The following is a 22,908-nucleotide window of genomic DNA, read 5'->3' on the forward strand; positions in this document are numbered from 1 at the left end:
GCGCCGATTCAACACTCCTGTCAGCGAAATGAATTACGTCCAGTGACTGGCACTCCAGCCGAACCCGACCTCACACCAGGAGAAGTTGCACCATGAATGAGCCGCGTAACTTGGCATTGCCATCCTCTGGCGATCACCATTCCGAAGGCATCCTGGTACGCGCAGGCGTCGCTCAAGGTGCCGTCCAAGGCCCCGAGAGCATGGAGCAAGGACGAGGCGTGATTGAGGTCACCTGGGCTCGGCATCTGGACGAAGTGCGTGAAGCGCAGCGATTGAGGTTTGCGGTTTTTGTGAACGAGATGGGCGCTCGATTGACGACTCCCATACCCGGCCACGATGCCGATCTTTTTGACGATTATTGTGAGCACCTGCTGGTGCGTGACGCGGAGAGCCGGCAAGTCATTGGTACTTACCGTGTGTTAACGCCGGCACAGGCCAAGCGGGTGGGCGGCACCTATAGCGACACCGAGTTTGATCTGACGCGACTGCGTTCCTTGCGTCCGCGCATGGTTGAGCTCGGGCGCAGTTGTGTGCATCCGGATCATCGCCACGGTGGTGTGATCATGGCTTTGTGGAGTGCCCTGGGGGGCTTCATGGTGCGCAATCAGCTTGACACCATGATTGGCTGCGCCAGCATCCCCATGCTGTGCAACGGCATTGTCAGTGGAGACACCGCTGCCAGCATCTGGCAACAGGTGCGCAAGACACACCTTGCGCCTATTGAATACCACGTGCTTCCACGGCTGCCATTACCGGTGGAGCAACTCGATGGTTCCATGACCGTGGAGCCTCCGGCTTTGATCAAGGGCTACTTGCGTCTGGGCGCTCGGGTGCTGGGCGCACCGGCGTGGGACCCGGATTTCAACACGGCAGATTTGCCCATGCTCATGCGGCTTGCAGACTTGCATCCTCGGTATCGCAAGCATTTCCTGGGGGCCTGATGCGCACCGCCTTCGATGCGTTTAGCCCCTGGATGTCCGAGGCGATGCGCGCCGAGGGTTCCGGGGACGCTGTGGCGCAAGCGCAGGCTGTGGCCCTGCCGCGCTACCGCGCGGTTTTTGTTTCGGATCTGCACCTGGGCACCCCGGGGTGCCAGGCCGCCGCCTTGCTGGATTTTCTCAAGCACCATCCCAGCGAGCATCTGTACCTGGTGGGCGACATCGTCGATGGCTGGCAACTGCGCCGCAAGTGGTTTTGGCCGCAGGCACACAACGATGTGGTGCAAAAACTGTTGCGCAGTGCGCGCAAGGGCTGCCGTGTGGTGTTTGTGCCGGGCAACCACGACGAGTTTGCCCGCGCCTTCATCGGGCATTCCTTTGGCGGCATCGAGGTGGTGGCGGATGCGGTGCATACCACGGCCGATGGCCGCAGCCTCTGGGTCACGCATGGGGACCATTTTGATGGTGTCATTCAATGCGCCAAATGGCTCGCGTACCTGGGCGACAACCTGTATGAGTTCACGCTCAGGCTCAACCGCCACCTCAATACCCTGCGCGCCCGGATGGGCATGCCGTACTGGTCTCTATCTGCCTACCTCAAGGGTAAGGTGAAGAAAGCGCTGAACTATGTCACCGATTTCGAGGTAGCCGTGGCCGCCGAGGCGCGCCGCCGTGGCCACGACGGGGTGGTCTGCGGCCATATCCACCGTGCCGAAATGCGGCTGATCGACGGCATCCTGTATTGCAACGACGGCGACTGGGTGGAGAGCCACGCCGCGCTGGTAGAGCACCTGGATGGCCGCCTGGAGCTGATCCGCTGGCCCTTCATGGCCCCCACGCACGCCACCCTCCCCACAGCGGACGTCACCACCGTATGAAAATTGCTTTGCTCACAGACGCCTGGCTGCCCCAGGTGAATGGTGTGGTCACCACCTTGCGGGAGCTGGTTCAGCAACTGGAGGCGGCCGGGCACGAGGTGCAGGTGCTGCACCCGGGGCAGTTTGTAACCCGTCCGTGCCCGGGCTATACCGGCATTGACCTGGCCGTGCGCCCGGGCAAGGGGGTTGCAAAGATGCTCGATGCCTTGCAGCCCGATGCCATTCATCTCGCGACCGAGGGGCCTATCGGCTGGGCGGGGCGCCGGTATTGCCTGCGCCATGGGTTGGCGTTCACGACCGCGTTTCATACCCGCTTTCCGGAAATCCTCCATGCCGCTTTGCGGATTCCGCTGGGCTGGGGCTATGCGCTGTTCCGGCATTTTCATCGGCCGTCGTCGGGCGTCCTGGTGCCTACGCAGGGCGTGTTGCAGATGCTGGAGCGGCGGGGCTTTCGCCATCTGCGCCCGTGGACGCATGGCGTTGATACCCAGGCTTTCTCGTTCCACGGTGAGGTGGCGAAAAGCACCCATATCGGTGCCTTGGCCCATCCGGTGGCCTTGTATGTCGGGCGTGTCTCTTATGAAAAGAACATAGAGGCCTTTTTGCAGCTGGATATGCCCGGCACCAAGGTGGTTTGTGGCGTGGGGCCGCTGGGGGCGCGGCTTCAATCCAAGTACCCGCAGGTGCGTTGGCTCGGAATTCTGGACCGCGCCGCCCTGGCTAAGGTGTATGCGGCGGCCGACGTCTTCGTGTTCCCCAGCCGCTCAGAAACCTTCGGCCTCGTGATGCTAGAGGCCATGGCATGCGGGACGCCGGTGGCGGCATTCCCGGTTGACGGCCCCACCGAGGTATTGGGCGCCCATGAGGGGCAAGCAGCCAGGGGAGGGGTGTTGCATGACAATTTGCTCACGGCCTGCCAGCAGGCTTTGGCCGTTCCCCGGCACGAAGCGCGAGCCCGTGCATTGGACTTCACCTGGGCTCAGGCGGCGCAGGTGTTTCAGCAGCACCTGGTTCCGGCCCGCTCCGAGGGGCATGGCGGTTGGCGTATTGGTCATAAAAATGTCACATCACTGTCATTGGATAGTTGAATACTCGGGAGACCCTGAATTTGCTGCGTTTGCGCACCCATGTTGCCTTTGTCTTCCACTGATTCGCCGCTACTGCCGCAGCCACACGCCGCCGACCAAAACCCTGCCCCGACTGCACGCAGTGGCGGGGCTCAGGCCGTCGCGGTGTCGGGCGCGTCGCACCAGATGTTTCTGGACCGCGACCACAGCATCCTGGCCTTCAACGAGCGGGTGTTTGATTGGGCGGTGCGCACGGATGTGCCTTTGCTGGAGCGTTTGCGCTATCTGTGCATCGTGTCGTCCAATCTGGACGAATTCTTTGAAGTGCGCGCGGAGCCGCACATCACCGCCGCCAAGAATGGCGAAACCAAAGGGCTTTACACCACGGCCTCCTTCGATGCCTTGTCGCTCAAGGCGCATCGCCTGGTGGAGCGGCAATATGCGCTGTACAACGATGCCTTGGTGCCGGCATTTGCCGAGCACGGTATCCGCATCCTGGGCCACGGCGACCGAACGCCTGAGCAAAAGCGCTGGGTACACGCGTATTTCTCCCGCGAGGTTCGCCCGCTGTTGATCCCAGTGGGGTTGGACCCCGCGCATCCCTTCCCGCAGGTGGCCAACAAGTCGCTGAATTTCATCGTGCGTCTCAAAGGCCGTGATGCCTTTGGCCGCGAGAACGAAATTGCCATCGTGAAAGTGCCGCGCGCTTTGCCCCGCCTGATCCGCATACCCGCCAAGGTGGCACACACAGGGGCCGTGTTCGTCAGTCTGTCGAGCATTGTTCGGGCCCATCTGGACGAGCTCTTCCCGGGCCGGGAGGTGACGGAGTTCTCTCAGTTCCGGGCCACGCGCCATTCGGATCTGGCGCTGGACGAAGAAGACGTGCGCAGTCTGCGCACTGCGTTGCGCCAGGGCTTGCAGCATCGCCACTACGGTCAGGCCGTGCGGCTGGAGGTTTCGGCGGGCTGCTCGCAATTCCTGTCGGACTTCTTGCTGAAACAATTTGAACTGCCTGCGGCGGCTCTGTACCGGGTGCAGGGCCCTGTGAACCTGGTGCGCCTGACGCAATTAGTGGATCTGGTGGGTGATCCGCGCCTGCTGTTCCCCCCATGGCGCTCTGCGTGGCCCCGCCAGTTGCAGCCCAGCCTCCCGATCATGGAGCAACTGCGCCAGCGGGACGTGCTGATTCACCAGCCGTTTGAGAGTTTCAGCGGCGTGCTGGCGTTTCTGCGCGAGGCGGTCAATGACCCGCAGGTGCTGGTCATCAAGCAGACCATTTACCGCACGGAGTCCGACTCCGAACTCATGGATCTCCTGTCCGAAGCCGTGCGTCGCGGTAAGGAAGTCATGGCGGTCGTGGAGCTCAAGGCGCGCTTCGATGAGGAGGCCAACATCAACTGGGCCGAGGCGCTGGAGTCGATTGGCGCGCAGGTGGTCTATGGCGTGGTGGGGCTCAAGACACACGCCAAGATGCTGCTGGTCACGCGCAGGGAAGGACGGCGGCTGCGGCGTTACGGGCACTTGTCCACGGGCAACTACAACGCGCGCACGGCGCGGCTGTACACCGACCTGAGCTATCTCACGGCCGACGAGGACACGATGGCGGAGATGGATGGCGTGTTCAACCATCTGGCCAGCCAGAACCGGCCGCCGCGGTTGCGCAAGCTGATGCTGGCGCCTTTCCATCTGCACCAGCGCATGCAGGAGAAGATTGAGCAGGTCGGGCTGGCCGCAAGCCGGGGCGAGGACGCCCGCATCGTCGCCAAGATGAACGCCCTGACCGATGAAGCCTTGATGCGTGCGCTGATCCTGGCGGGCCAGCGGGGTGCCCGCATTGATCTCATCGTGCGCGGCGCCTGCATGCTGGCCGCCCAGGTGCCCGGGGTCACGGACAACATCCGTGTGCGCTCGGTGATCGGCCGCTTCCTGGAGCACACACGCGTGTTCTATTTCCGCGCGGGCGAGGAAGAGGATTTGTATCTCTCCAGTGCCGACTGGATGAACCGGAACATGATGCGCCGCGTGGAACTGGCCTGGCCCGTCACGGCCCCCGCGTTGCGCCAGCAGATCGTGGATGAATGCCTGGTGGCTTATCTGCACGATGATCGCGATGCTTGGACGCTGAATGCCGAGGGTGGGTACGACCGCGCCCCCCACCCCACGGATGGGCGGGGTGCACAGGACGCGCTGATGGTTCGCTATGGGCCTGCTCTGGAGCTGGGAGGGTCATGATGGATCTCATCCTGTGGCGCCACGCAGAAGCGGAGGAGGCGGGCGAGGGCTGCGATGACCTGGCCAGGGCGCTGACAGACCGTGGCCAAAAACAGGCGGCCCGCATGGCGGCCTGGTTGGATCGCCAGTTGCCACAAGGGCTGCGTGTGCTGGCCAGTCCGTCGCGGCGGACTGAGCAGACCGCCAGAGCGCTGGGGCGCAGGTTCAAGATGCGGGCCGAGCTTTTGCCCGGGGGCACGCCGCAGGATCTGCTGGAATTGGCGCAGTGGCCCCATGGCAAGGGGACGGTGCTGGTGGTGGGGCATCAGCCGGTTCTGGGGCAGACCATTGCCCAGTTACTGGGGCTGCGGGCCGCTGACTGCGCGGTGCGCAAGGGGGCTGTGTGGTGGTTGCGCCAGCGGCACCGTCTGGACGAGAGTCAGACGGTGCTGATTACGGTACAGTCCCCCGATCTTTTATAGACGGGCCCCGTCCACCGCGCATCAAAGGTGGCGCAGCGGCCTGCAAATCACTTGCGGGCGGGCTTGGGGCTTTTGGGCTGGGTGACTTTGGCTGCCGTGGGAGCTTCAGCCTTGGGGCGCCCCGTTTTGATGGATGGCACGGCCTGCACGGCACTGCGCAGAGTGTTGTCGGACATCGCCGCCAGCACTTTGAGTCCAGCGCGCAGCAGTTCACTTTTCTTGATGGGCTGGGCCAATGTGGCACAGCGCTGCTTCAGCGTTTCGATGACGGCGTATTCATCCTTGGGGATGGTGAAGCTGTCGCGCACCAGCTTGGGCTTCTTGGCCTTGCTGTCTTTGGCTGCTTCGGGTGCTGCTGCCTTTGCGGGACTGAGTACAGACGGCTTCTTGGCGGCAGGCGCTGGCTTGGTGGGAGTCTTTTTCGCGGATTCGGCTGGGGCCTTTGCGATCGCCTTCGTCACGGTGGTTGCTGGCTTGACGGCCTTGGCCGGTGTTGCCGGGGCTTCGGCTGGCGATGGGGCGTGGAGCGCGGTGCTGGAAGTGGTCATGGTAATTATCAAATGAACGGTATAAACAGTTTATACCGTTCTTTGGTTGTGCTCAAGGCAGCTCAACGACCAGTTCCCACGGAGTCTTCTGCCAGGCCAGCATTTCTTCGCACAACAGGTGCGCCGATTGCGGGTACGCAGTGGCCCAGCCAGCGCGCGCTGTGAGGTAAAAGTGCTGGCCGTCTTGGTGAAGGGCAAGGCCCGCGGAGTCCGGTTCGCGGCGGGCGTGGCACAGCGCCACGGCCAGACGCAGCCCAAGCAGTTGCAGTGCAAAAACAGGGTCGCTCAGGTCTGCGTCGAGTTTGCGAACCTTGCCACGCTGGCCTTGCACCAGCAGGCCCAGGCGGTGCAATTCCGGGATGGCAAAGCCAGCTGCATCGGTGTTGTCGAGGATGTAGGCCCCGTGCCGTTGATAGTCGCTGTGTGAGATCTGGCAGCCGATCTCATGCAAACGAGCCGCCCAGTTGAGCTTGCGGGATGCGCGCTCACTGCCAGTTGGGGCTGCCTGATCAAACAGCATACACGCGGTGCGTGCCACCCGTTCGGCCTGTTCCATGTCCACGCCAAATCGCTGCGTGAGTCCATCCACGGTGGTGTTTCGCAGATCGGTGCCAGGTTGTTCGCGGTCCAGCAAGTCGTAAAGAGCGCCTTGGCGCAGAGCGCCTTGCGCAACGTGCATCTCTCTGATGTCCAGCAGATCAAACACGGCACGCAGCACGCAGAGACCTCCGCCGATCACGGCGCGTCGCTCGTCCTTCAATCCGTCCATGCGCAAGCGTTCGGCAGTCTGGGCCCGTAAAAGGCGATCACGAAGCCAGTTCAGGCCTTCGCGGGTAATGATGCCCGTAGGCCCCCCCGCTGCGGCGAGTACATCTCCCACCGCGCCTGCCGTGCCCGAAGATCCATACGCCACGTCCCAGGCGTCCGGCCTGAAGGTCCCGACGGCTTCATCCAGCACCGCTTTGGCGGCAATTTCCGCTCCACGGAGGGCGTCAACGGTGAATTCACCGTTGGCGAAATACCGCTGCGACCAGGCGACGCTGCCGACCCGGAACGACGCTACCGTCTGATGCGTGTACTGCTGGCCCACGATGAGCTCTGTGGAGCGGCCTCCGATGTCAACCACCAGCCGGCGCTCGTCCGATTGAGGTAACAACCGCGCCACTCCCTGATAGATCAGCCGGGCCTCCTCAAGGCCAGAGATCACGTCGATGGGGTACCCAAGCACCTCGCTGCCACGCGACAGAAATTCTTCCCTGTTGCGCGCTTCTCGTAATGTTTGTGTCGCAACGGCGCGTACGTGCGCGCGGGGGAAGTCTGCCAGCCGTTCTCCAAATCGAGCAAGGCAAGCCCAGCCGCGTTCCATGGCTTGTTGTGTCAAATTGCGATCTTCATCAAGTCCGTTGCCCTGGCGGACGGTCTCCTTGAGGTATTCCACCCGCTGAATATGTCCAAACTCATAACGCCCGATCTCCAGGCGAAAACTGTTGGAGCCGAGATCGACTGCTGCGAGGCGTGTTCCGTTCTGCATATTTTTCTGGTGGAGGCTTGAGGCATCGTACCGCGCCTGTCGAGGGGCGGATCGGTACTAAACGGTTGAGGACGCGGGGGAAGGGCGTGGGAGGCAAAAATGCCCCCAGTTTTTAACCTTGGGACTATGTCATCGTTTGATGACGCAATGATGACGCTGCCCGTTGTGGGTGAGTGCGATATGTGGCAATGGTTTGAATGTCGTTATTTTTGTCACCAAATTGTCATTTTTCGGATCTAGAGTTCGTTGTGTTCCTGTTAACCCTAGCCGAAAGGTCCTTAATGAAACGCGTATTTCTCAAAACCGTCGCTGTAGCACTGGCCGCCATGGCCACTGGCAGCGCTTTTGCGGCTGACATCACTGGCGCGGGAGCCACGTTCCCATTCCCGATGTACGCCAAGTGGGCTGAAGCTTACAAAAAGGAAACGGGCACCGGGCTGAATTATCAGTCGATTGGTTCGTCGGGCGGCATTCGCCAAATCCGCGCAAAAACAGTGGCGTTTGGCGCTTCTGATGCACCGGTGCCTGGCGCTGATCTGGAGCGTGACGGCATGGTGCAGTTCCCCGCCATCATCGGTGGGACGGTGCCGGTGGTGAATCTGGAAGGGTTCAAGCCTGGCGAGTTGCGTGTGACGGGCCCGGTGCTGGCAGAGATGTATCTGGGCAAGATCACCAAATGGAACGATGCCAAACTGGCGGCGCTGAACCCCGGCAAGACCTTGCCTGATCAAAACATCACGATCGTGCACCGTGCCGACGGATCGGGTACGACGTTCAACTGGACCGACTACCTGAGCTCGGTCAGCAAAGAGTGGGCTGACTCTGTAGGCAAGGGCGCTGCAGTCAAGTGGCCTGCACCGTCGTCTGTGGGTGGCAAAGGCAATGAAGGTGTGGCTGCCAACGTCACTCGTGTCAAGGGTGCCGTGGGGTATGTCGAGTACGCCTATGTCAAGAAGAATCACATGACTTTCTTGCAGCTTCAGAATGCAGATGGCAAGTACGTGAGTCCCGATGACAAGACGTTTGCCGCCGCCGCAGCCAGTGCAGACTGGTTCAGCGTGCCTGGCATGGGCATCTCCATGGTCAACGCCAAGGGCGCAGACAGCTGGCCTGTGAGCACGGCATCTTTCATCCTCATGTACAAGGACCCTTCGGACAAGGCCCAGTCGGCTGAAGTTTTGAAGTTCTTCGAGTGGGCGTTCAAGAACGGCAAGGGCATGGCCTCCGAGCTGGACTATGTTCCGTTGCCCGATACCCTCACGGCCGAGATCCGGTCCAAGGTCTGGTCGCAGATCAAGAAGTAAGCGAGCCTGCCCCACAATGGCGTCCAGTTGGTCGGGTAAACCGACTGATGGGCGCTGGTTTGTGGGGCTTCCACCAGCCAGACGGGAGTCAATATGAGCGTGGGAACCACTATGAGTTCGCAACCCCCGGTCGTCCGATCGACGGACGTCCCTACAAAAAGCATGGTGTCCATTGCCCGGCGGCAGCGCTTGCAGGATATCTTCTTCCACCGGTTGACCCAGGGCCTCTCGCTGCTGGTATTGGTGGCGCTCCTGGGCATCATCGTCTCGCTTTTTGTCTACGCATGGCCAGCGTTTCACAAGTTCGGTCTTCGGTTCATCTGGCGTGTCGAATGGGACATCGTCAATGAAGAGTTTGGTGCGGCGATTGCCATTGTCGGCACCCTCGCCAGCGCGGGCATTGCCCTGCTGATCGCAGTGCCTCTGGCTTTTGGTATTGCTTTGTTTCTCACCGAAACATGCCCGGTGTGGATGCGCCGCCCTCTGGGCACGGCCGTTGAGTTGCTGGCCGCGGTGCCTTCCATCATCTATGGCATGTTTGGGTTGTTTGTTTTTGCCCCGCTGTTTGCGGACTATTTTCAGATGCCGGTGCAAAAGCTGTTGGGCTCCATGCCGCTGGTTGGATTTTTGTTCGGCGGCAGTACCAATGGTTTTGGCATTTTGGCCGCCGGCATCGTGCTCGCATTCATGGTGCTGCCCTTCGTGGCTGCCGTGATGCGTGATGTGTTCGAGATCGTTCCACCCATCCTGCGCGAGTCTGCCTATGGCCTGGGCTGCACCACCTGGGAGGTTGTGCGCCGGGTCGTGCTGCCTTACACCCAAAAGGGCGTGATTGGTGGTGTCATGCTGGGCCTGGGACGTGCGCTCGGCGAGACCATGGCCGTCACCTTTGTGATCGGCAATGCCAACCGCATGCCCACTTCACTTTTTTCGCCGGGAACCTCGATTGCGTCCACGCTGGCCAACGAGTTTGGCGAAGCAGCCGATTTTCATCTTTCCACGTTGTTTGCGTTGGGCTTCCTGCTTTTCGTGATCACGTTTGTGGTGCTCTCAGCTGCAAAGATCATGATGCTGCGCGCTGAAAAGGCCAAGGGCCTTTGATCCACGCTTTGACCACGAACTTCTTTTGAGACACGCTCCATGGAATTCAACCAACAACTCTACAAAAAGCGCCAGCGCTCCAACACCATCGGTCTGACCCTCTCCTTGGGCGCGATGGTGCTGGGCCTGTTTGTGCTGCTCTGGATTCTGAGCATCCTGCTTTCGAAGGGGGTGGCCGCGCTGGACTGGAACATGTTTACCCAGTCCACCCCAGCGCCCGGCTCCGAGGGCGGTGGTTTGGCTAACGCCATTGTCGGCAGCCTGATGATGGTGGGTTTCACCGTGCTGGTTTCAACGCCGGTGGGTGTGCTCGCTGGTGTGTACCTTGCTGAATATGGCGACCAGAGCAAAACGGCAGAACTCACCCGTTTTGTGACGGACATCATGCTGTCGGCGCCGTCTATCGTGCTGGGTTTGTTTGTGTATGCAATTGCCGTGGCGACGGTGGGCGGTTTTTCTGGCTGGGCAGGCAGCCTCGCCCTGTCATTGATCGCCGTGCCTGTGGTGGTGCGCACCACCGAGAACATGCTGCGACTCGTCCCCGGCAGCCTGCGCGAGGCCGCTTTTGCACTGGGCGCGCCACGCTGGAAGGTGTCCACCATGGTGACGTTGCGCGCTGCGCGCAGTGGTGTCATGACGGGCCTGCTTCTGGCGGTTGCCCGCATCAGTGGCGAGACGGCTCCGCTGTTGTTCACCGCGCTCAACAACCAGTTCTTCAGTACCAACATGAATGCACCCATGGCTAACTTGCCTGTGGTGATCTTCCAGTTCGCGCTGAGTCCTTATGAGAACTGGGTGCGCCTCGCCTGGGGTGGTGCCTTGCTCATCACCTTGTCGGTGCTGATTCTCAATGTCGTCGCCCGTGTTTTTCTGCGTGAAAAGAACCGCGTCTGACCACCGCTGACAACCTGTTGCAGACACCGTCAGCCCCTATTTCCAGGATTTGATAATGAACGCCACCGCTACCGTCTCCTCCAGCAAAAATGCGCTGGAACTGCGCAACCTGAACTTCTTCTACGGCAAGTTTCAGGGCCTGCGCAACGTGAGTCTGAATATTGCCGAACACAAGGTCACTGCTTTCATCGGGCCCTCGGGCTGCGGTAAGTCGACCTTGTTGCGCACGCTCAACCGCATGTACAGCCTTTATCCCGGGCAACGCGCCGAGGGCGCCATCAACTTCTATGGGCAAGACATCCTCGACCCCAAGCAGGACATCAATCTGTTGCGTGCCCGCATTGGTATGGTGTTCCAGAAACCCACGCCGTTTCCCATGTCGATCTACGACAACATTGCCTTCGGCGTGAAACTTTATGAAACCCTGAGCAAAAGCGATATGGATGACCGGGTGGAATGGGCGCTGTCCAAGGCGGCGTTGTGGACCGAGGTGAAAGACAAGCTCAATCAGAGCGGTTTGTCTTTGTCCGGCGGGCAGCAGCAGCGCCTTTGCATTGCGCGCAGCGTGGCCGTGAAGCCTTCCGTGCTGCTGCTCGACGAGCCCACGTCGGCGCTCGATCCGTTGTCAACCGCCAAGATCGAAGAGCTGATCGACGAGCTCAAGCATGACTACACGATTGCCATCGTGACGCACAACATGCAGCAGGCAGCCCGCTGCAGCGACTACACCGCCTACATGTATCTCGGTGAGATGATCGAGTTTGGTGCCACTGAGCAGATCTTCTTCAAGCCCGAGCGCAAAGAAACCGAAGACTACATTACCGGCCGTTTCGGCTAAGGAGACAGCAGATGCCCGATAAACATCTTTCGTCCCAGTTCGACAGCGAACTCAACAGCGTTTCCGCCCGCGTCATGGAGATGGGTGGTCTGGTCGAGTCGCAGATTCGCCAGGCGGTATATGCGCTGTCGCAGTTCAGTCTGGAGGCCGTGGAAACCGTTGCGTCGATGGAAACACGCATCAATGCGATGGAAGTCGAGATCGACCAGGAGCTGTCTTCCATCATTGCGCGCAGGCAACCCACCGCGCGTGACCTGCGCCTGCTGTTGGCGTTTTCAAAAACCACGGCCAATCTGGAGCGCATGGGTGATGAGGCGAACAAGATGGCACGCATGGTGCGCTCCATCATCGAAAGTGGCGCACCCCGGTCCCTGCCGTCCAGCGACTTGCGCACAGCGGCCGAATTGGCTTCGGGCCTGCTGCGCAAAACGCTGGATGCGTTTGCCCGGCTGGACACCAAGGCTGCCGTGGCCATCCTCAAGGAGGATGATTTGATCGACAAGGAGTTTGATGGCTTCGTGCGCAAACTCATTACTTACATGATGGAAGACCCGCGCACGATATCGCCCAGCCTGGACTTGCTGTTTCTGGCCAAGGCCATCGAGCGTATCGGTGACCACTCCAAGAACGTGGCCGAGCTGATCATCTATCTTGTCAAGGGCAAAGACGTGCGCCACACGGCCATGGATGAGATCGAATCGGCTGTTTTGTGACAAGAGGGTGTTGATAGACCTATGAGAAAGCTCCCCCGTGTTCTGATCGTGGAGGACGAGCCCGCCATTGCCGAGCTGATTGCCGTCAACCTGCGCCACAACGGATTCCAGCCCTTCTGGGCGGAAGATGGCGATTCTGCCCAGCGCGAGCTGGATGCCGTGCTGCCCGATGTCATCCTGCTCGACTGGATGCTGCCAGGGCAGAGCGGCCTGTCGCTTGCCCGCAAGTGGCGCGCCGACAGCCGCACCAAGCCCATACCCATCCTGATGCTCACAGCGCGCGGGGATGAGCCCGACAAAGTGGCGGGGCTGGATGCAGGGGCTGATGACTACATCACCAAGCCCTTTTCGACGCAGGAGCTTCTTGCCCGCATTCGCGCCGTGCTGCGCCGCCGCGCGCCCGAGCAGGTGAGCGACAGTGTGGCGATTGGTGAACTGGTGCTGGATGCGGCGACGTACCGCGTCACTTTCCAGGGGCAGTCACTCAAAGTGGGGCCTACCGAGTTCAAGCTGCTGCATTTCCTGATGAAACATGCCGAACGTGTGCACAGCCGCTCGCAACTGCTCGACAAGGTGTGGGGCGACCATGTCTTTATTGAAGAGCGCACGGTGGACGTGCACGTCAAGCGTCTGCGCGAAGCCCTGGGTGGCGCATCCAATATGGTGGAAACCGTGCGCGGGGCAGGCTACCGGCTGACGGCGCAACCACAAACACAACTGCAGGCCTGAAGCGGATGGCGAAGATCCCGAAGCGACGGTTGTGGTCCATGGAGTCTTGCGCCCTGTTTCTGGTTTTCTGAGAAGGCTTTGCAATCCGCATGTTGTGGCGTATTTCATTTTTCCTGCTGTGGCAGTTGGCGGGGGCTGGCCTGGGGTGGTGGCAGGGAGGTGTTTGGGGTGCTGTGCTTGGCGCTGCCGTTGCCGTCTGGGTGTGGTTTGTCTGGGATCTGGTAAAGGGTGCACGCGTGTTGCGCTGGCTGCGCACCGGTGAGCTGGCAGACACCCCTGAAATGGGGGGCGTTTGGGGCGAGGCGGCCGATCGTGCGCGTCGGCTGCTGCGCAACCAGCAGGCCGAGGTGCGCAGCAGTGAAAGTCGCCTGCAGGAGATCTTGGCCGCGTTGCAGGCGTCTCCCAACGGCGTGGTGCTGCTCGACGCGCAGGGGCGTATTGAGTGGTGCAACCAGATTGCTGCGACCCAGTTTGGGTTTGATGCGGAGCGCGATGTGTTGCAGTCCATCGGAAATCTGCTGCGCAATCCCGAGTTCACCGCGTATTTTTCAGCCCGCGATTTTTCAACCGATGTGGTGCTCGAAGGGCGCCTGAGCACGCCATCCCGTCCCGAACGCATATCGGTTCACTTGCATCCCTATGGCGACGGGCGTACTTTGCTGCTCTCGCGTGATGTGACGGCATTGGAGCAGGCTGACGCCATGCGCCGTGATTTTGTGGCCAATGTCTCGCACGAGATCCGCACGCCCCTGACAGTGCTGACCGGTTTTGTCGAGACACTGCAGACCCTTGCCCTGAATGCCGACGAACGTGCGCGCTATCTGGGCATGATGGCGCAGCAGGCGGTGCGCATGCAGAGCGTAGTGCAGGGGCTGCTCACGTTGTCGCGCCTGGAGGGCAGCCCACTACCGGGTATGACCGAGTGGACTCCGGTGCAGTCGTTGCTCGAGCGTTGCGAAGAAGAAGGCCGTGCTTTGTCTGTGCTGCTTACGCAGGCCCAGCAGCGGCCCCATGTGATGCAGTTTCCCTCCTCCGAAATGTTGCGGTTGCAGGGCGATATTGCGGGGGCACCCTCCGAGCTTCAGAGCGCACTTTCCAACCTGATCAGCAATGCGGTGCGTTACACGCCAGCCGGTGGCTCCATCATTGTGGAATGGACGCGCCAAGGTGATGGCAGCGCCGTGTTTTCCGTGCGCGACAGCGGCCCGGGCATCGCGCCTGAACATATCCCCCGGCTCACAGAGCGCTTTTACCGGGTTGACCGCAGCCGCTCTCGCGAGACCGGAGGCACCGGTCTGGGGTTGGCCATCGTCAAACATGTGCTGCAGCGCCACGGCGCCACGCTCGGCATTACCAGCACGCTGGGAAAAGGCTCGGTGTTTTCGGTCACGTTTCCGGCAAGCCGCCTGCGAGCACCGGGTTTGCCGGCTTGATGGCACGCCACAGCATGGTGGCAAATAGCGCAGCGGTCACTGCCAGTGCGGTGGCGCTTGTTGCCCAAAAAGGTGTGGGTGAGGGGACGGCGGCCCAGGGCCCGTGGCCTTCGTAAGCGAGCACATAACCGCCGCCCAGGCCTGCGCCCCATAACAAGGTGCAATACACAGCCAGCGGCGCGATCGTGATTCGGTAGCAGCGCAGCACAAACACGCACAGGGTCTGAATGGCGTCTGCACTGTGGTATGCAGCCACCCACACCAGCACCCCGCTGGCCATTGCCACCACACTGGCATTGCTGGTGTAGATGTAGCCGATGTGATTTTTTACTATCAATAGGATAGCTGCTAGCGCAATACCGATAAGCGCTGAGAGCTTAAAACCCATTAAAACTACGGCACGTGCGCGCAGGGCGTCGCCTGCACCCAGCCAATAGCTGACCCGCGCACTGGTGGCAATGGCCAGTGACAGCGGAACCATGTAGAGCACCGCCGCCAAATTCGATGCAATCTGGTGCGCGGCAGAGGCCGTGGTTCCCTGGCGTGCGATGAACAATGCCATCAAGGTGAAGGATGTCACTTCCACCATGACTGCCAGCCCTGCCGGGATACCCTGCCTTGCAAAGTTGGCAAGCGTTGGCCAGTGCGGGGGCTCCATGCGTCGCCACAGACCCAATGGCGCATAGAGCGACTGCGTGCGCAGCAGCCAGATCGCCAAGGTCAGCATGCTGACGTTGACGACGAGCGTGGCCCACGCACACCCGACGACACCCAGGGCCGGCAAGCCCGTGCCGCCGAAGGTGAACCATATCGACAGCGGCAGCTTGATGCACAACGAGCCCACCTGCAGCCAGGTCACCAGCTGTGGGCGACCCAGCGCCTGGTTGAGTGTGCTGTAAACGCGAAACAACAATGCGGGGGGCAGGGCCATGGCCAGCACTGCGAGGTAGTTTTCCACCTCCGTGCGTAGGGCTGCGGGCACCTCGGTCCAGCGCAGCACGGGGCCCGGAAACAGCAAGATCGTCATGCCGATGACCGAGGCCGCCACGCACAGGTAAAGAGACTGTCGCAGCGAACGGCCCACGTCTTTGGTCTCACGGGCTCCGTGCAGCTCTGCCCACACGGGCATCAAGGCCTGGAGCACGCCGATCAGTGCAACGTACACACTGACGAAAATCGCGGACCCCACAGACAACGCGGCCAGCGATGACTCGCCATAGCGACCCGCCACGATGGTGTCGATGACGCCAAAGGCCATGACAGCGAGTTGCCCGGCAAGCACCGTGGTGGCATGCCGTGTAATGGTCGACAGTTCTGACATGCGGCAGATCAGCCCGGGGGCTTTTCGGGGGGCCGGTCTGGTGATGCCGCAGGCGCATCTTTGCGCTTGAACAGCAGCAGAAAGTCTTCCTTGTCGGTGGGGCGGCCAATGGTGGCGGCGGCTTGCCAGAGCGCAGTGTTCACCTTGTGCTCTGACGGCGGCCACGACCCGATGTTCGCCACGAGCCATTGGCAGTTATCCTGCAGCCCTGCGCGTTCCAGCGTGAGCCCGCCGTGGTACTGCAGCGCTGCAACCTGAGCCCGGCTCAAGTCCACCGTTTGAATGCAGCCTGGCGCGGGCCCCAGTGCCTGTACAACGCTGCGCACCTGGGCTACGTAGCTGCGTGCATAGTCGAGCAGGGGTAGCCATAAGGTCATCAAAAGCAGCCAGCCCAGCGTGGCACCTCCGGCTGGCAATACCAGGCTTTTCCAGATGGGGGCCCGGTTGCGTGACGCGCGCCACCAGACCAGGCTGCACCAGCCCACGGTGGCGGCCAGTGCTACCACCAGGGCCAGCACCGAGAATTGGGGCACAAAACCCGGCGCCAGCCTGGCCACGTTGGCGGCGGGCTTGGCGGGCACACCGGTTTGCATGGCAACCCAGATTACCCAGATCGCCAATGCAGACACGGTAAAGAAAAGCAGCGTGAACCAGTCGATCAGCGCTGCCACGCTTCTGCGCAGCGTGGGCAGCGCAAAAGCTGCCAAAGCGGCCATCGCTGGCAATCCCAGCAGCAGAGCTCGGTCTGCCGGTTGGGTGGTGATGGTTGCCCCAATGGAAACCGCCGAGAACCACAACGGCAGCAACAAATGCCGGTGGCCGTTGCGACTGAAGATCTGATGGCGCCAGCGCCACAGCGTCCACAGCGCCATGGGCCATGCCGGCCATCCAAACCACAGCAGCAGCTTCGCAAGGCTTTGCCATTCTTTCGCGTCGACATCGGTGCCCACAATTCGCCAGCGCCACAAATCCAGCGCCCAGGCCATCCAGGCCGTGACCAGGATGGCCGCCGCCAGACCCAACGCCCAAGGCATCCCGCGGGCTTTGCTACCGCCCGGTGCCAAAAACACCAATACCAGGGTGCCTACTCCCAGCAGCGCCGCCAGTGCCGGTGCGCCCGCCAGGGTGAGCCCCACAAGGCCCAGCACCAAGGCTATCGCGGGCGCAACGGTGCGGTAGGGCATGGCAGCGGCGGCGAAGAAAAGCAGGGCGGTGCAGTGAAGCTGAACGAGGTAGCTCGTCACCTCATGCGACAGCTGCGCCAGACCCAGGCAGGCAATGAGCGCAAGCAGTGCGCCATCGGCAATGGCCCGCGCATAGTCAAGCGGCTGCGCCTCACCACCAAACGCAAACGCCACGGGTTGAGCGCCCGGGCTGCGGGCGAGGTAATACACGCTGTACCAGGTGGCGATCAGCGTGATGGCCAGCAACAGGGCGAACGGAATGCGTACCGCCATCTCCGCCGACAGCCAGGGTGGTGCCATCTGAATAGCCCACGCACCCAGCCAATACGGCAGCAGACCCTCGGTGTCCGGCGCCATGCCGCCGAGCAAAGGGCTCCGCCACGGCGTGTGGCCATGGGCCAGCTCCAGCATGTAGCCAAACGCGCTGACGTCCGCATTTTTCCAGGGGGCGCGGCCGATAAAACCGGGTACCACGTAAGCAATACACAGCAGCACAAGCGCCCAGCGGGGAAACGCGCGGACGGCATCTTTGGTAACGATGGCGGGGGTGGGGGGTGTCACGCGTCAGGGGTGCCAAAAAAAGCGGAGCTACCGAGAATAAGGGCAAAAACAATAAAAAAAGGCAGCACGGTTGCCCGGGCTGCCTTTTGGGCGAAACGCTGACGGCGAGTTACTTCGCTGTGGTCTTGCCGAAACGGTTGCGGAAGCGCTCCACGCGGCCACCCATGTTGTCCACCGACTTTTGCGTACCGGTGTAGAAGGGGTGCGATTCGGAGGAGGTGTCCAGCTTGAACAGCGGATATTCCTTGCCTTCGAAGGTTTCCATTTCCTTGGTGTTCACGCACGAACGGGTCACGAATTTGAATCCGTTAGACAGGTCGGAGAACAACACTTCGCGGTAATTGGGGTGAATGCCTTCTTTCATGATCAATCCTTGTCAAGTGCGGGAGCCGTGCTGAACCCGATGCAACCTTTGCGCCGTGGAACATCCAGCGTACTTTCCGCAGAAAAAGCCCTCCATTATTGCATAGACGACAATTTCTCCAACATCAAGTTTCCAACGGCTGCTTGAAATTGGCACGGCTTGAGCCAGAACCACCGCGCAAGGGCCGCCCCGCCGCGCTGGTGGTGTCCCCCTTCTCTCGAATTGCGTTGCAATTCGAGAGAAGGGGGAAGGCGCGCAAGCGCCTCAGGGGGATGTCACCCACCTCTTCGCATCATGTCGAAGAAGTCCACGTTGGTCTTGGTGGCCTTCATGTTCTTGATCATGAGTTCCATGGACTCGATCTCGTCCATGTTGTACATGAACTGGCGCAGGATGCGGGTCTTTTGCAGGATCTCGGGGGCCAGCAGCAGCTCTTCGCGGCGCGTGCCGCTCTTGTTGAGTTCGATGGCAGGGAACACGCGCTTTTCGTACAGGCGGCGGTTCAGGTGGATTTCGCAGTTGCCGGTGCCCTTGAATTCTTCAAAGATCACTTCGTCCATGCGGCTGCCGGTGTCGACCAGCGCGGTGGCGATGATGGTGAGCGAGCCACCTTCTTCGACCTTGCGCGCGGCGCCAAAGAAGCGCTTGGGGCGCTGCAGCGCGGCGGCATCCACACCACCCGACAGCACCTTGCCGCTGGAGGGCACTACGTTGTTGTAGGCGCGGGCCAGGCGGGTGATGGAGTCCAGCAGGATCACCACGTCTTTTTTGAGTTCGACCAGGCGCTTGGCGCGTTCGATCACCATCTCGGCCACGTGCACGTGGCGGGCGGCGGGCTCGTCGAAGGTGGAGGCGATGATCTCGCCCTTGACCGTGCGCTGCATTTCGGTCACTTCTTCAGGGCGCTCGTCCACCAGCAGCACCATCAGGTGCACGTCGGGGTTGTTGGCCGTGATGGCATGGGCGATGTGCTGCATCATCACTGTCTTGCCGCTTTTGGGCGGGGCGACGATCAATGCGCGCTGGCCACGGCCGATGGGCGCGATGATGTCGATGATGCGGCCGGTGATGTTCTCTTCGCTCTTGACGTCGCGCTCCAGGCGCATCTGCTCCTTGGGGAACAGGGGCGTCAGGTTTTCGAACATCACCTTGTGCTTGTTCTGCTCCGGCGGGCCGCCGTTGACGGAGTCAAGCTTGTTCAGTGCAAAGTACCGTTCCCCATCTTTGGGTGTGCGGACTTCCCCTTCAATCATGTCGCCTGTGTGCAGGTTGAAGCGACGCACTTGGCTCGGACTGATGTAGATGTCGTCCGTGCTGGCCGTAAAGCTCGTGTCGGGGCTGCGCAGGAAGCCGAATCCGTCGGGCAATATCTCCAGCACGCCATCCGCAATGATCTGTTCACCGGTCTTGGCGCGCTTTTTGATGATCGCAAACATCAACTCCTGCTTGCGCATGCGGCCGGTGTTTTCGATTTCGAGTTCTTCGGCTTGCTTCAGGACTTCAGACACGTGCAGTGCCTTGAGTTCGTTTAAGTGCATGGAATGACTCCTTGGCGGAGCTGGTATGAATCTTGGGGGAGGAGGGCTGGTGCCAGATGGGCTGCTGTTTGCAGGTCTGGCTCGCCGGGGATCTCGGTCCGGCTGCCAATGCGTGCAGGCCGGTGATCTGTAGGAATTATGACAGGAAAAATTGCAGGGGCTTTATGGGCGCTGAATTGAATCGGCCGACGGGTGTGGACCCGGTTGGCTGGCTTGTGCTGCCTGCCGCCCAAAACCCCTGCTGGCTGTGACGCCAGCGGGGGGAGGTGAATCAGGCCAGTTGCTGGTCAATGAAGGCAGTGAGCTGCGCCTTGCTCATGGCGCCGACCTTGGTGGCGGCCAGCTGGCCGTCCTTGAAGATCATCAGTGTGGGAATGCCGCGAATGCCGAACTTGGCGGGAATCTCGCGGTTTTCGTCCACATTCATCTTGGCAATCTGCAGCTTGCCCTGGTAGGTGCCGGCCACTTCGTCGAGGATGGGGGCAATCATCTTGCAGGGGCCGCACCATTCGGCCCAGTAGTCCACCAGCACGGCGGTGCCGGGTTTGAGCACGTCGGCTTCAAAGCTGGCGTCAGAGACATGTTTGATGAGTTCGCTGGCCATGGCGGATTCCTTGATTTTGATCGGGTTGTGACCGGTGTACGTTTAAAGTCAGGGCATTGTGACAGAAACCAATCCCACGTTGACCGGTGTGGCCGGGCCTTGCGACGCTATGACTGTCATAGCGAGAAGTGATCGGTGCGCTGCGTTGTGGCAGCGTGTTTTGCAGGAGGTCGTGGCGCATATGCACCGCCTCAAGGCGCATCCGGCGCGCACGGTGGTGCTTGTGCCCTATGCACAGCTCATGCCCTGGGCGCAGCGCTACTGGGACATGCACCACACCGACGGCTTTGCCCCCCGCTTTGAAACCACGCGCAACTGGGCCCAGCAGCTTGCCGCCTTCGTGCCGCAGGGCGACGATCTGGCCGGTGACGTGGCACGCGACACGCTCACCGCACGCGCGCTGCTCGATCGCGTCGGGCTCTCTGCCCAGCGTGATGTGCTGGCCGTGCCGCTGCAAGAGGCGGCCACCCAGCTCCTGCCCGTTGTGGCTGCGATTGCGCCAGTGGACAGGGCCGCTTGGGGCCTTCAGGCGCGCAGCCTGCTGCCCGAAGCAGACGAGGGCTCCACGCTGCGTTTTGAAGCCGTCGTGGCCCGCATTGCGCTTGAATGGGTGCTGGCCTCGCGCCATGCCACGGACGTGTTGTTCGAACCCGGCGTGCGCTCGTCGGTGGATGCACTGGTCGTGTTGCAGGGGTTTCAGGTCGAACCGCTGGCGCAGGCGTTGCAGGCCCATTGGGGCGACAGCGCCTTGGCCTGGGCACTGCCGCCCGCAACGCTGGATGGACAACCCCGCGGCCCGATTGCGCTGCACGTTGCACAGGATGCCGAGGACGAAGCGCAGCGCGCCGCCGCCTGTGTGCTGGCGCACATTGTGGCGGGTCGCACACCGGTGGCGCTGGCCGCCAACGACCGCGCGCTCACGCGCCGCATCGGCGCGCACCTGGCCAGTGCCGGGGTTGCGGTGCGCGATGAAAACGGCTGGACGCTGTCGACCACGCGTGCGGCAGCACAGTTGATGGGCGCGCTCAAGGCCTGCGCCTGGGACGCGTCTGCGGACACCCTGCTTGACTGGCTGAAACAGGCCCCCGCTGTGGATCAGGCGACCATCGACACGCTGGAAAAAACGCTGCGCCGGGCCCAGGTGGCGAGCTGGTCGGCCGCAGTCGCCCGTTCCTGGGCTGGGTCCGGGGCCGACACACCCGCCCTGGCGGCCTGTGTGGCGCTGGCGGAGGGGTGGCGCGAGGGCCTGCGTGCGGCACGCCCGCTGGTGCAGTGGCTGGAGGCCCTGCGTGGCTTGCTGACGGCCACCGGCCAGTGGGAGGCGCTGTCAGAGGATGCCGCAGGGGCCCGCGTGCTTGCCGTGCTGCGCTTGCAGGCAGGGCAGGGGGTGGAGCTGGATGGGTGGGATAGCGCCGGGCGCCGCATGACCTTGGCCGAGTTCACCCGTTGGGCCAACGAGGTGCTGGAGGCGGCCCGTTTTGTGCCCACCCCGCAGGGCGATGCACCCGTGGTGGTGTTGCCCCTGCCGCAACTGCTGGCCCGGCCCTTTGCTGCGCTGGTGTTGCCCGGCTGCGATGAAAAACGCCTGCAACCCTCGCCCGAGCCGCTTGGCGACTGGACGCAGGCGCAACGCATGGCCTTGGGCTTGCCCACCCGCGACACGCTCGAAGCCGCGCAGCGCGCCGCATGGGCCCATGCACTGCAAACGCCTGCGGTGGACCTGCTCTGGCGCACGGGCGATGAGGGCGGCGAGCCCCTGATGGCCAGCCCGCTGGTGCTTGCGCTGCACCTTGCCAACGCAGCCCACGAAGGTGTTGACGACCGCAGCCAGCGCCTAGTCACGGCCACGCCCACGCTGCGGCCCATGCCGCATGCCGAGGCGCTGCCGGTGCATCGCCTGTCGTCCACGGCGTATTCCGACCTGCGGCATTGCCCCTACCGATTTTTTGCCCTGCGCCAGCTCGGCCTGCAAGATGCCGACGAGCTGGCCGCCGAAATGGACAAGCGCGACTTTGGCAATTGGCTGCACGCCGTGCTGCAGCATTTTCATGAAGCGCTGCTCGCCGACCCGGAGGACGACACCCTGGCCCGCGTGGCGCGCATGGACAGTGCCGCACAGGCCGTGACCCAGGAGCAAGGCGTGAACGAAGGGGACTTTTTGCCCTTTGCCGCGGGCTGGCCGCAGGTGCGCGACGGCTACCTGCGATGGCTGGCGCAACACGAAGCCACGGGCGCCCGTTTTCAGCGGGCCGAGTTGCAGACCACCCAGCCATTGGGCGCGCTGCAGCTGGTGGGCACCATCGACCGCATCGATGCGGTCTCGACCACCGGCGAGCCCACTGCGCTGGTCATCGACTACAAAACCGAGAACGACACCGTCACGCGCAAGCGCATCGGCGCGGGCGCCGAAGACACGCAACTGGCCTTTTACGCCGCGCTGCTGAGCCACGACACGCTGCGTGCTGCCTACGTCAACGTGGGCGAGCGGGGCGAGACGCAGATGCACGAGCAGGACGACGTGGTGCACCTGCGCGACTTGCTGGTCGAAGGCATACAGCACGACTTTGACCGCATTGCCCAAGGCGCGCCGCTGCCCGCTTTGGGTGAGGGGGCGGTGTGCGACTACTGCACCGCCCGCGGCTTGTGCCGCAAGGATTTCTGGAAATGAC

The 22,908-nt window shown here is 62.0% G+C and carries 20 protein-coding genes; 13 read left to right on the forward strand and 7 right to left on the reverse strand.

What is annotated here, in order from left to right; translation table 11 throughout:
• Positions 1-200: 200 nt before the first annotated feature.
• The 5 genes from KI609_RS08920 to KI609_RS08940 are packed head-to-tail and all read left to right on the forward strand — an operon-like array spanning position 201 to position 5,576.
• Positions 201-941 carry a GNAT family N-acetyltransferase gene (locus tag KI609_RS08920; RefSeq protein ID WP_226450281.1) on the forward strand — a complete coding sequence of 247 codons (741 nt, stop codon included), beginning with the start codon at positions 201-203 and terminating at the stop codon, positions 939-941.
• Positions 942-985: 44 nt separating this feature from the next.
• On the forward strand, positions 986-1,816 hold the full coding sequence (locus tag KI609_RS08925) for a UDP-2,3-diacylglucosamine diphosphatase (RefSeq protein WP_413463423.1): 831 nt from the start codon (positions 986-988) through the stop codon (positions 1,814-1,816).
• Complete coding sequence (locus KI609_RS08930; protein ID WP_226449202.1) at positions 1,813-2,904, forward strand: glycosyltransferase family 4 protein; 1,092 nt, start codon at positions 1,813-1,815, stop codon at positions 2,902-2,904. The genes KI609_RS08925 and KI609_RS08930 overlap by 4 nt, the downstream gene beginning before the upstream one ends.
• Positions 2,905-2,943: 39 nt before the next feature.
• Positions 2,944-5,115, forward strand: a complete 2,172-nt coding sequence (gene ppk1 / locus KI609_RS08935; protein WP_226449204.1) for a polyphosphate kinase 1 — start codon at positions 2,944-2,946, stop codon at positions 5,113-5,115.
• Positions 5,112-5,576, forward strand: a complete 465-nt coding sequence (locus KI609_RS08940; RefSeq protein WP_226449207.1) for a SixA phosphatase family protein — start codon at positions 5,112-5,114, stop codon at positions 5,574-5,576. Before ppk1 ends, KI609_RS08940 begins: the two co-directional genes overlap by 4 nt.
• A 47-nt stretch (positions 5,577-5,623) precedes the next feature.
• Here KI609_RS08940 and KI609_RS08945 read toward each other — a convergent pair whose 3' ends face one another.
• Both KI609_RS08945 and KI609_RS08950 read right to left on the reverse strand, forming a co-directional pair.
• Positions 5,624-6,124 (reverse strand): hypothetical protein, encoded by a 501-nt coding sequence (locus KI609_RS08945; RefSeq protein ID WP_226449209.1) that lies wholly within the window; start codon positions 6,122-6,124, stop codon positions 5,624-5,626.
• A 52-nt stretch (positions 6,125-6,176) separates the two neighbouring features.
• Positions 6,177-7,655 carry a Ppx/GppA phosphatase family protein gene (locus KI609_RS08950; RefSeq protein ID WP_226449211.1) on the reverse strand — a complete coding sequence of 493 codons (1,479 nt, stop codon included), beginning with the start codon at positions 7,653-7,655 and terminating at the stop codon, positions 6,177-6,179.
• 281 nt (positions 7,656-7,936) lie between these two features.
• Between KI609_RS08950 and pstS the strand changes: the two genes are divergently transcribed.
• From pstS to phoR, 7 genes are all read left to right on the forward strand, one after another.
• Positions 7,937-8,959, forward strand: a complete 1,023-nt coding sequence (pstS, locus tag KI609_RS08955) for a phosphate ABC transporter substrate-binding protein PstS (RefSeq protein ID WP_226449213.1) — start codon at positions 7,937-7,939, stop codon at positions 8,957-8,959.
• A 93-nt stretch (positions 8,960-9,052) separates the two neighbouring features.
• Positions 9,053-10,060: a phosphate ABC transporter permease subunit PstC gene (gene pstC / locus KI609_RS08960; RefSeq protein WP_413463391.1), complete on the forward strand. Its 1,008-nt coding sequence runs from the start codon at positions 9,053-9,055 to the stop codon at positions 10,058-10,060.
• 39 nt (positions 10,061-10,099) lie between these two features.
• A complete protein-coding gene (gene pstA / locus KI609_RS08965) occupies positions 10,100-10,954 on the forward strand; it encodes a phosphate ABC transporter permease PstA (protein ID WP_226449217.1) in 855 nt (284 codons plus the stop codon).
• A gap of 55 nt (positions 10,955-11,009) precedes the next feature.
• Positions 11,010-11,792 carry a phosphate ABC transporter ATP-binding protein PstB gene (pstB, locus tag KI609_RS08970; protein WP_226449219.1) on the forward strand — a complete coding sequence of 261 codons (783 nt, stop codon included), beginning with the start codon at positions 11,010-11,012 and terminating at the stop codon, positions 11,790-11,792.
• An 11-nt stretch (positions 11,793-11,803) separates the two neighbouring features.
• Entirely contained in the window at positions 11,804-12,505 is a 702-nt protein-coding gene (gene phoU / locus KI609_RS08975) for a phosphate signaling complex protein PhoU (RefSeq protein ID WP_226449221.1), read from the forward strand.
• 21 nt (positions 12,506-12,526) lie between these two features.
• Entirely contained in the window at positions 12,527-13,234 is a 708-nt protein-coding gene (gene phoB / locus KI609_RS08980; protein WP_226449223.1) for a phosphate regulon transcriptional regulator PhoB, read from the forward strand.
• An 89-nt stretch (positions 13,235-13,323) separates the two neighbouring features.
• A complete protein-coding gene (phoR, locus tag KI609_RS08985; RefSeq protein WP_226449225.1) occupies positions 13,324-14,667 on the forward strand; it encodes a phosphate regulon sensor histidine kinase PhoR in 1,344 nt (447 codons plus the stop codon).
• On the opposite strand, the gene KI609_RS08990 is transcribed toward phoR, so the two are convergent.
• The 5 genes from KI609_RS08990 to trxA all read right to left on the reverse strand — a co-directional run bounded on the left by KI609_RS08990 (position 14,621) and on the right by trxA (position 20,239).
• A complete protein-coding gene (locus KI609_RS08990) occupies positions 14,621-15,988 on the reverse strand; it encodes an MATE family efflux transporter (RefSeq protein WP_226449227.1) in 1,368 nt (455 codons plus the stop codon). The two genes, phoR and KI609_RS08990, sit on opposite strands and share 47 nt — an antisense overlap.
• 8 nt (positions 15,989-15,996) lie before the next feature.
• Positions 15,997-17,733, reverse strand: a complete 1,737-nt coding sequence (locus tag KI609_RS08995; protein WP_226449239.1) for a hypothetical protein — start codon at positions 17,731-17,733, stop codon at positions 15,997-15,999.
• A 109-nt stretch (positions 17,734-17,842) separates the two neighbouring features.
• On the reverse strand, positions 17,843-18,097 hold the full coding sequence (locus KI609_RS09000) for a type B 50S ribosomal protein L31 (RefSeq protein WP_226449241.1): 255 nt from the start codon (positions 18,095-18,097) through the stop codon (positions 17,843-17,845).
• A 275-nt stretch (positions 18,098-18,372) separates the two neighbouring features.
• Positions 18,373-19,635 (reverse strand): transcription termination factor Rho, encoded by a 1,263-nt coding sequence (rho, locus tag KI609_RS09005; RefSeq protein ID WP_010457918.1) that lies wholly within the window; start codon positions 19,633-19,635, stop codon positions 18,373-18,375.
• Positions 19,636-19,906: 271 nt separating this feature from the next.
• On the reverse strand, positions 19,907-20,239 hold the full coding sequence (gene trxA, locus KI609_RS09010) for a thioredoxin TrxA (protein WP_226449243.1): 333 nt from the start codon (positions 20,237-20,239) through the stop codon (positions 19,907-19,909).
• 109 nt (positions 20,240-20,348) lie between these two features.
• On the opposite strand from trxA, the gene KI609_RS09015 reads away from it, so the two are divergent.
• A complete protein-coding gene (locus KI609_RS09015) occupies positions 20,349-22,907 on the forward strand; it encodes a PD-(D/E)XK nuclease family protein (RefSeq protein ID WP_226449245.1) in 2,559 nt (852 codons plus the stop codon).
• Position 22,908 lies beyond the last annotated feature (1 nt).

The sequence above is a fragment of the Acidovorax radicis genome (genome assembly GCF_020510705.1).
In the GTDB taxonomy this organism is placed as follows: domain Bacteria; phylum Pseudomonadota; class Gammaproteobacteria; order Burkholderiales; family Burkholderiaceae_C; genus Acidovorax; species Acidovorax radicis_A.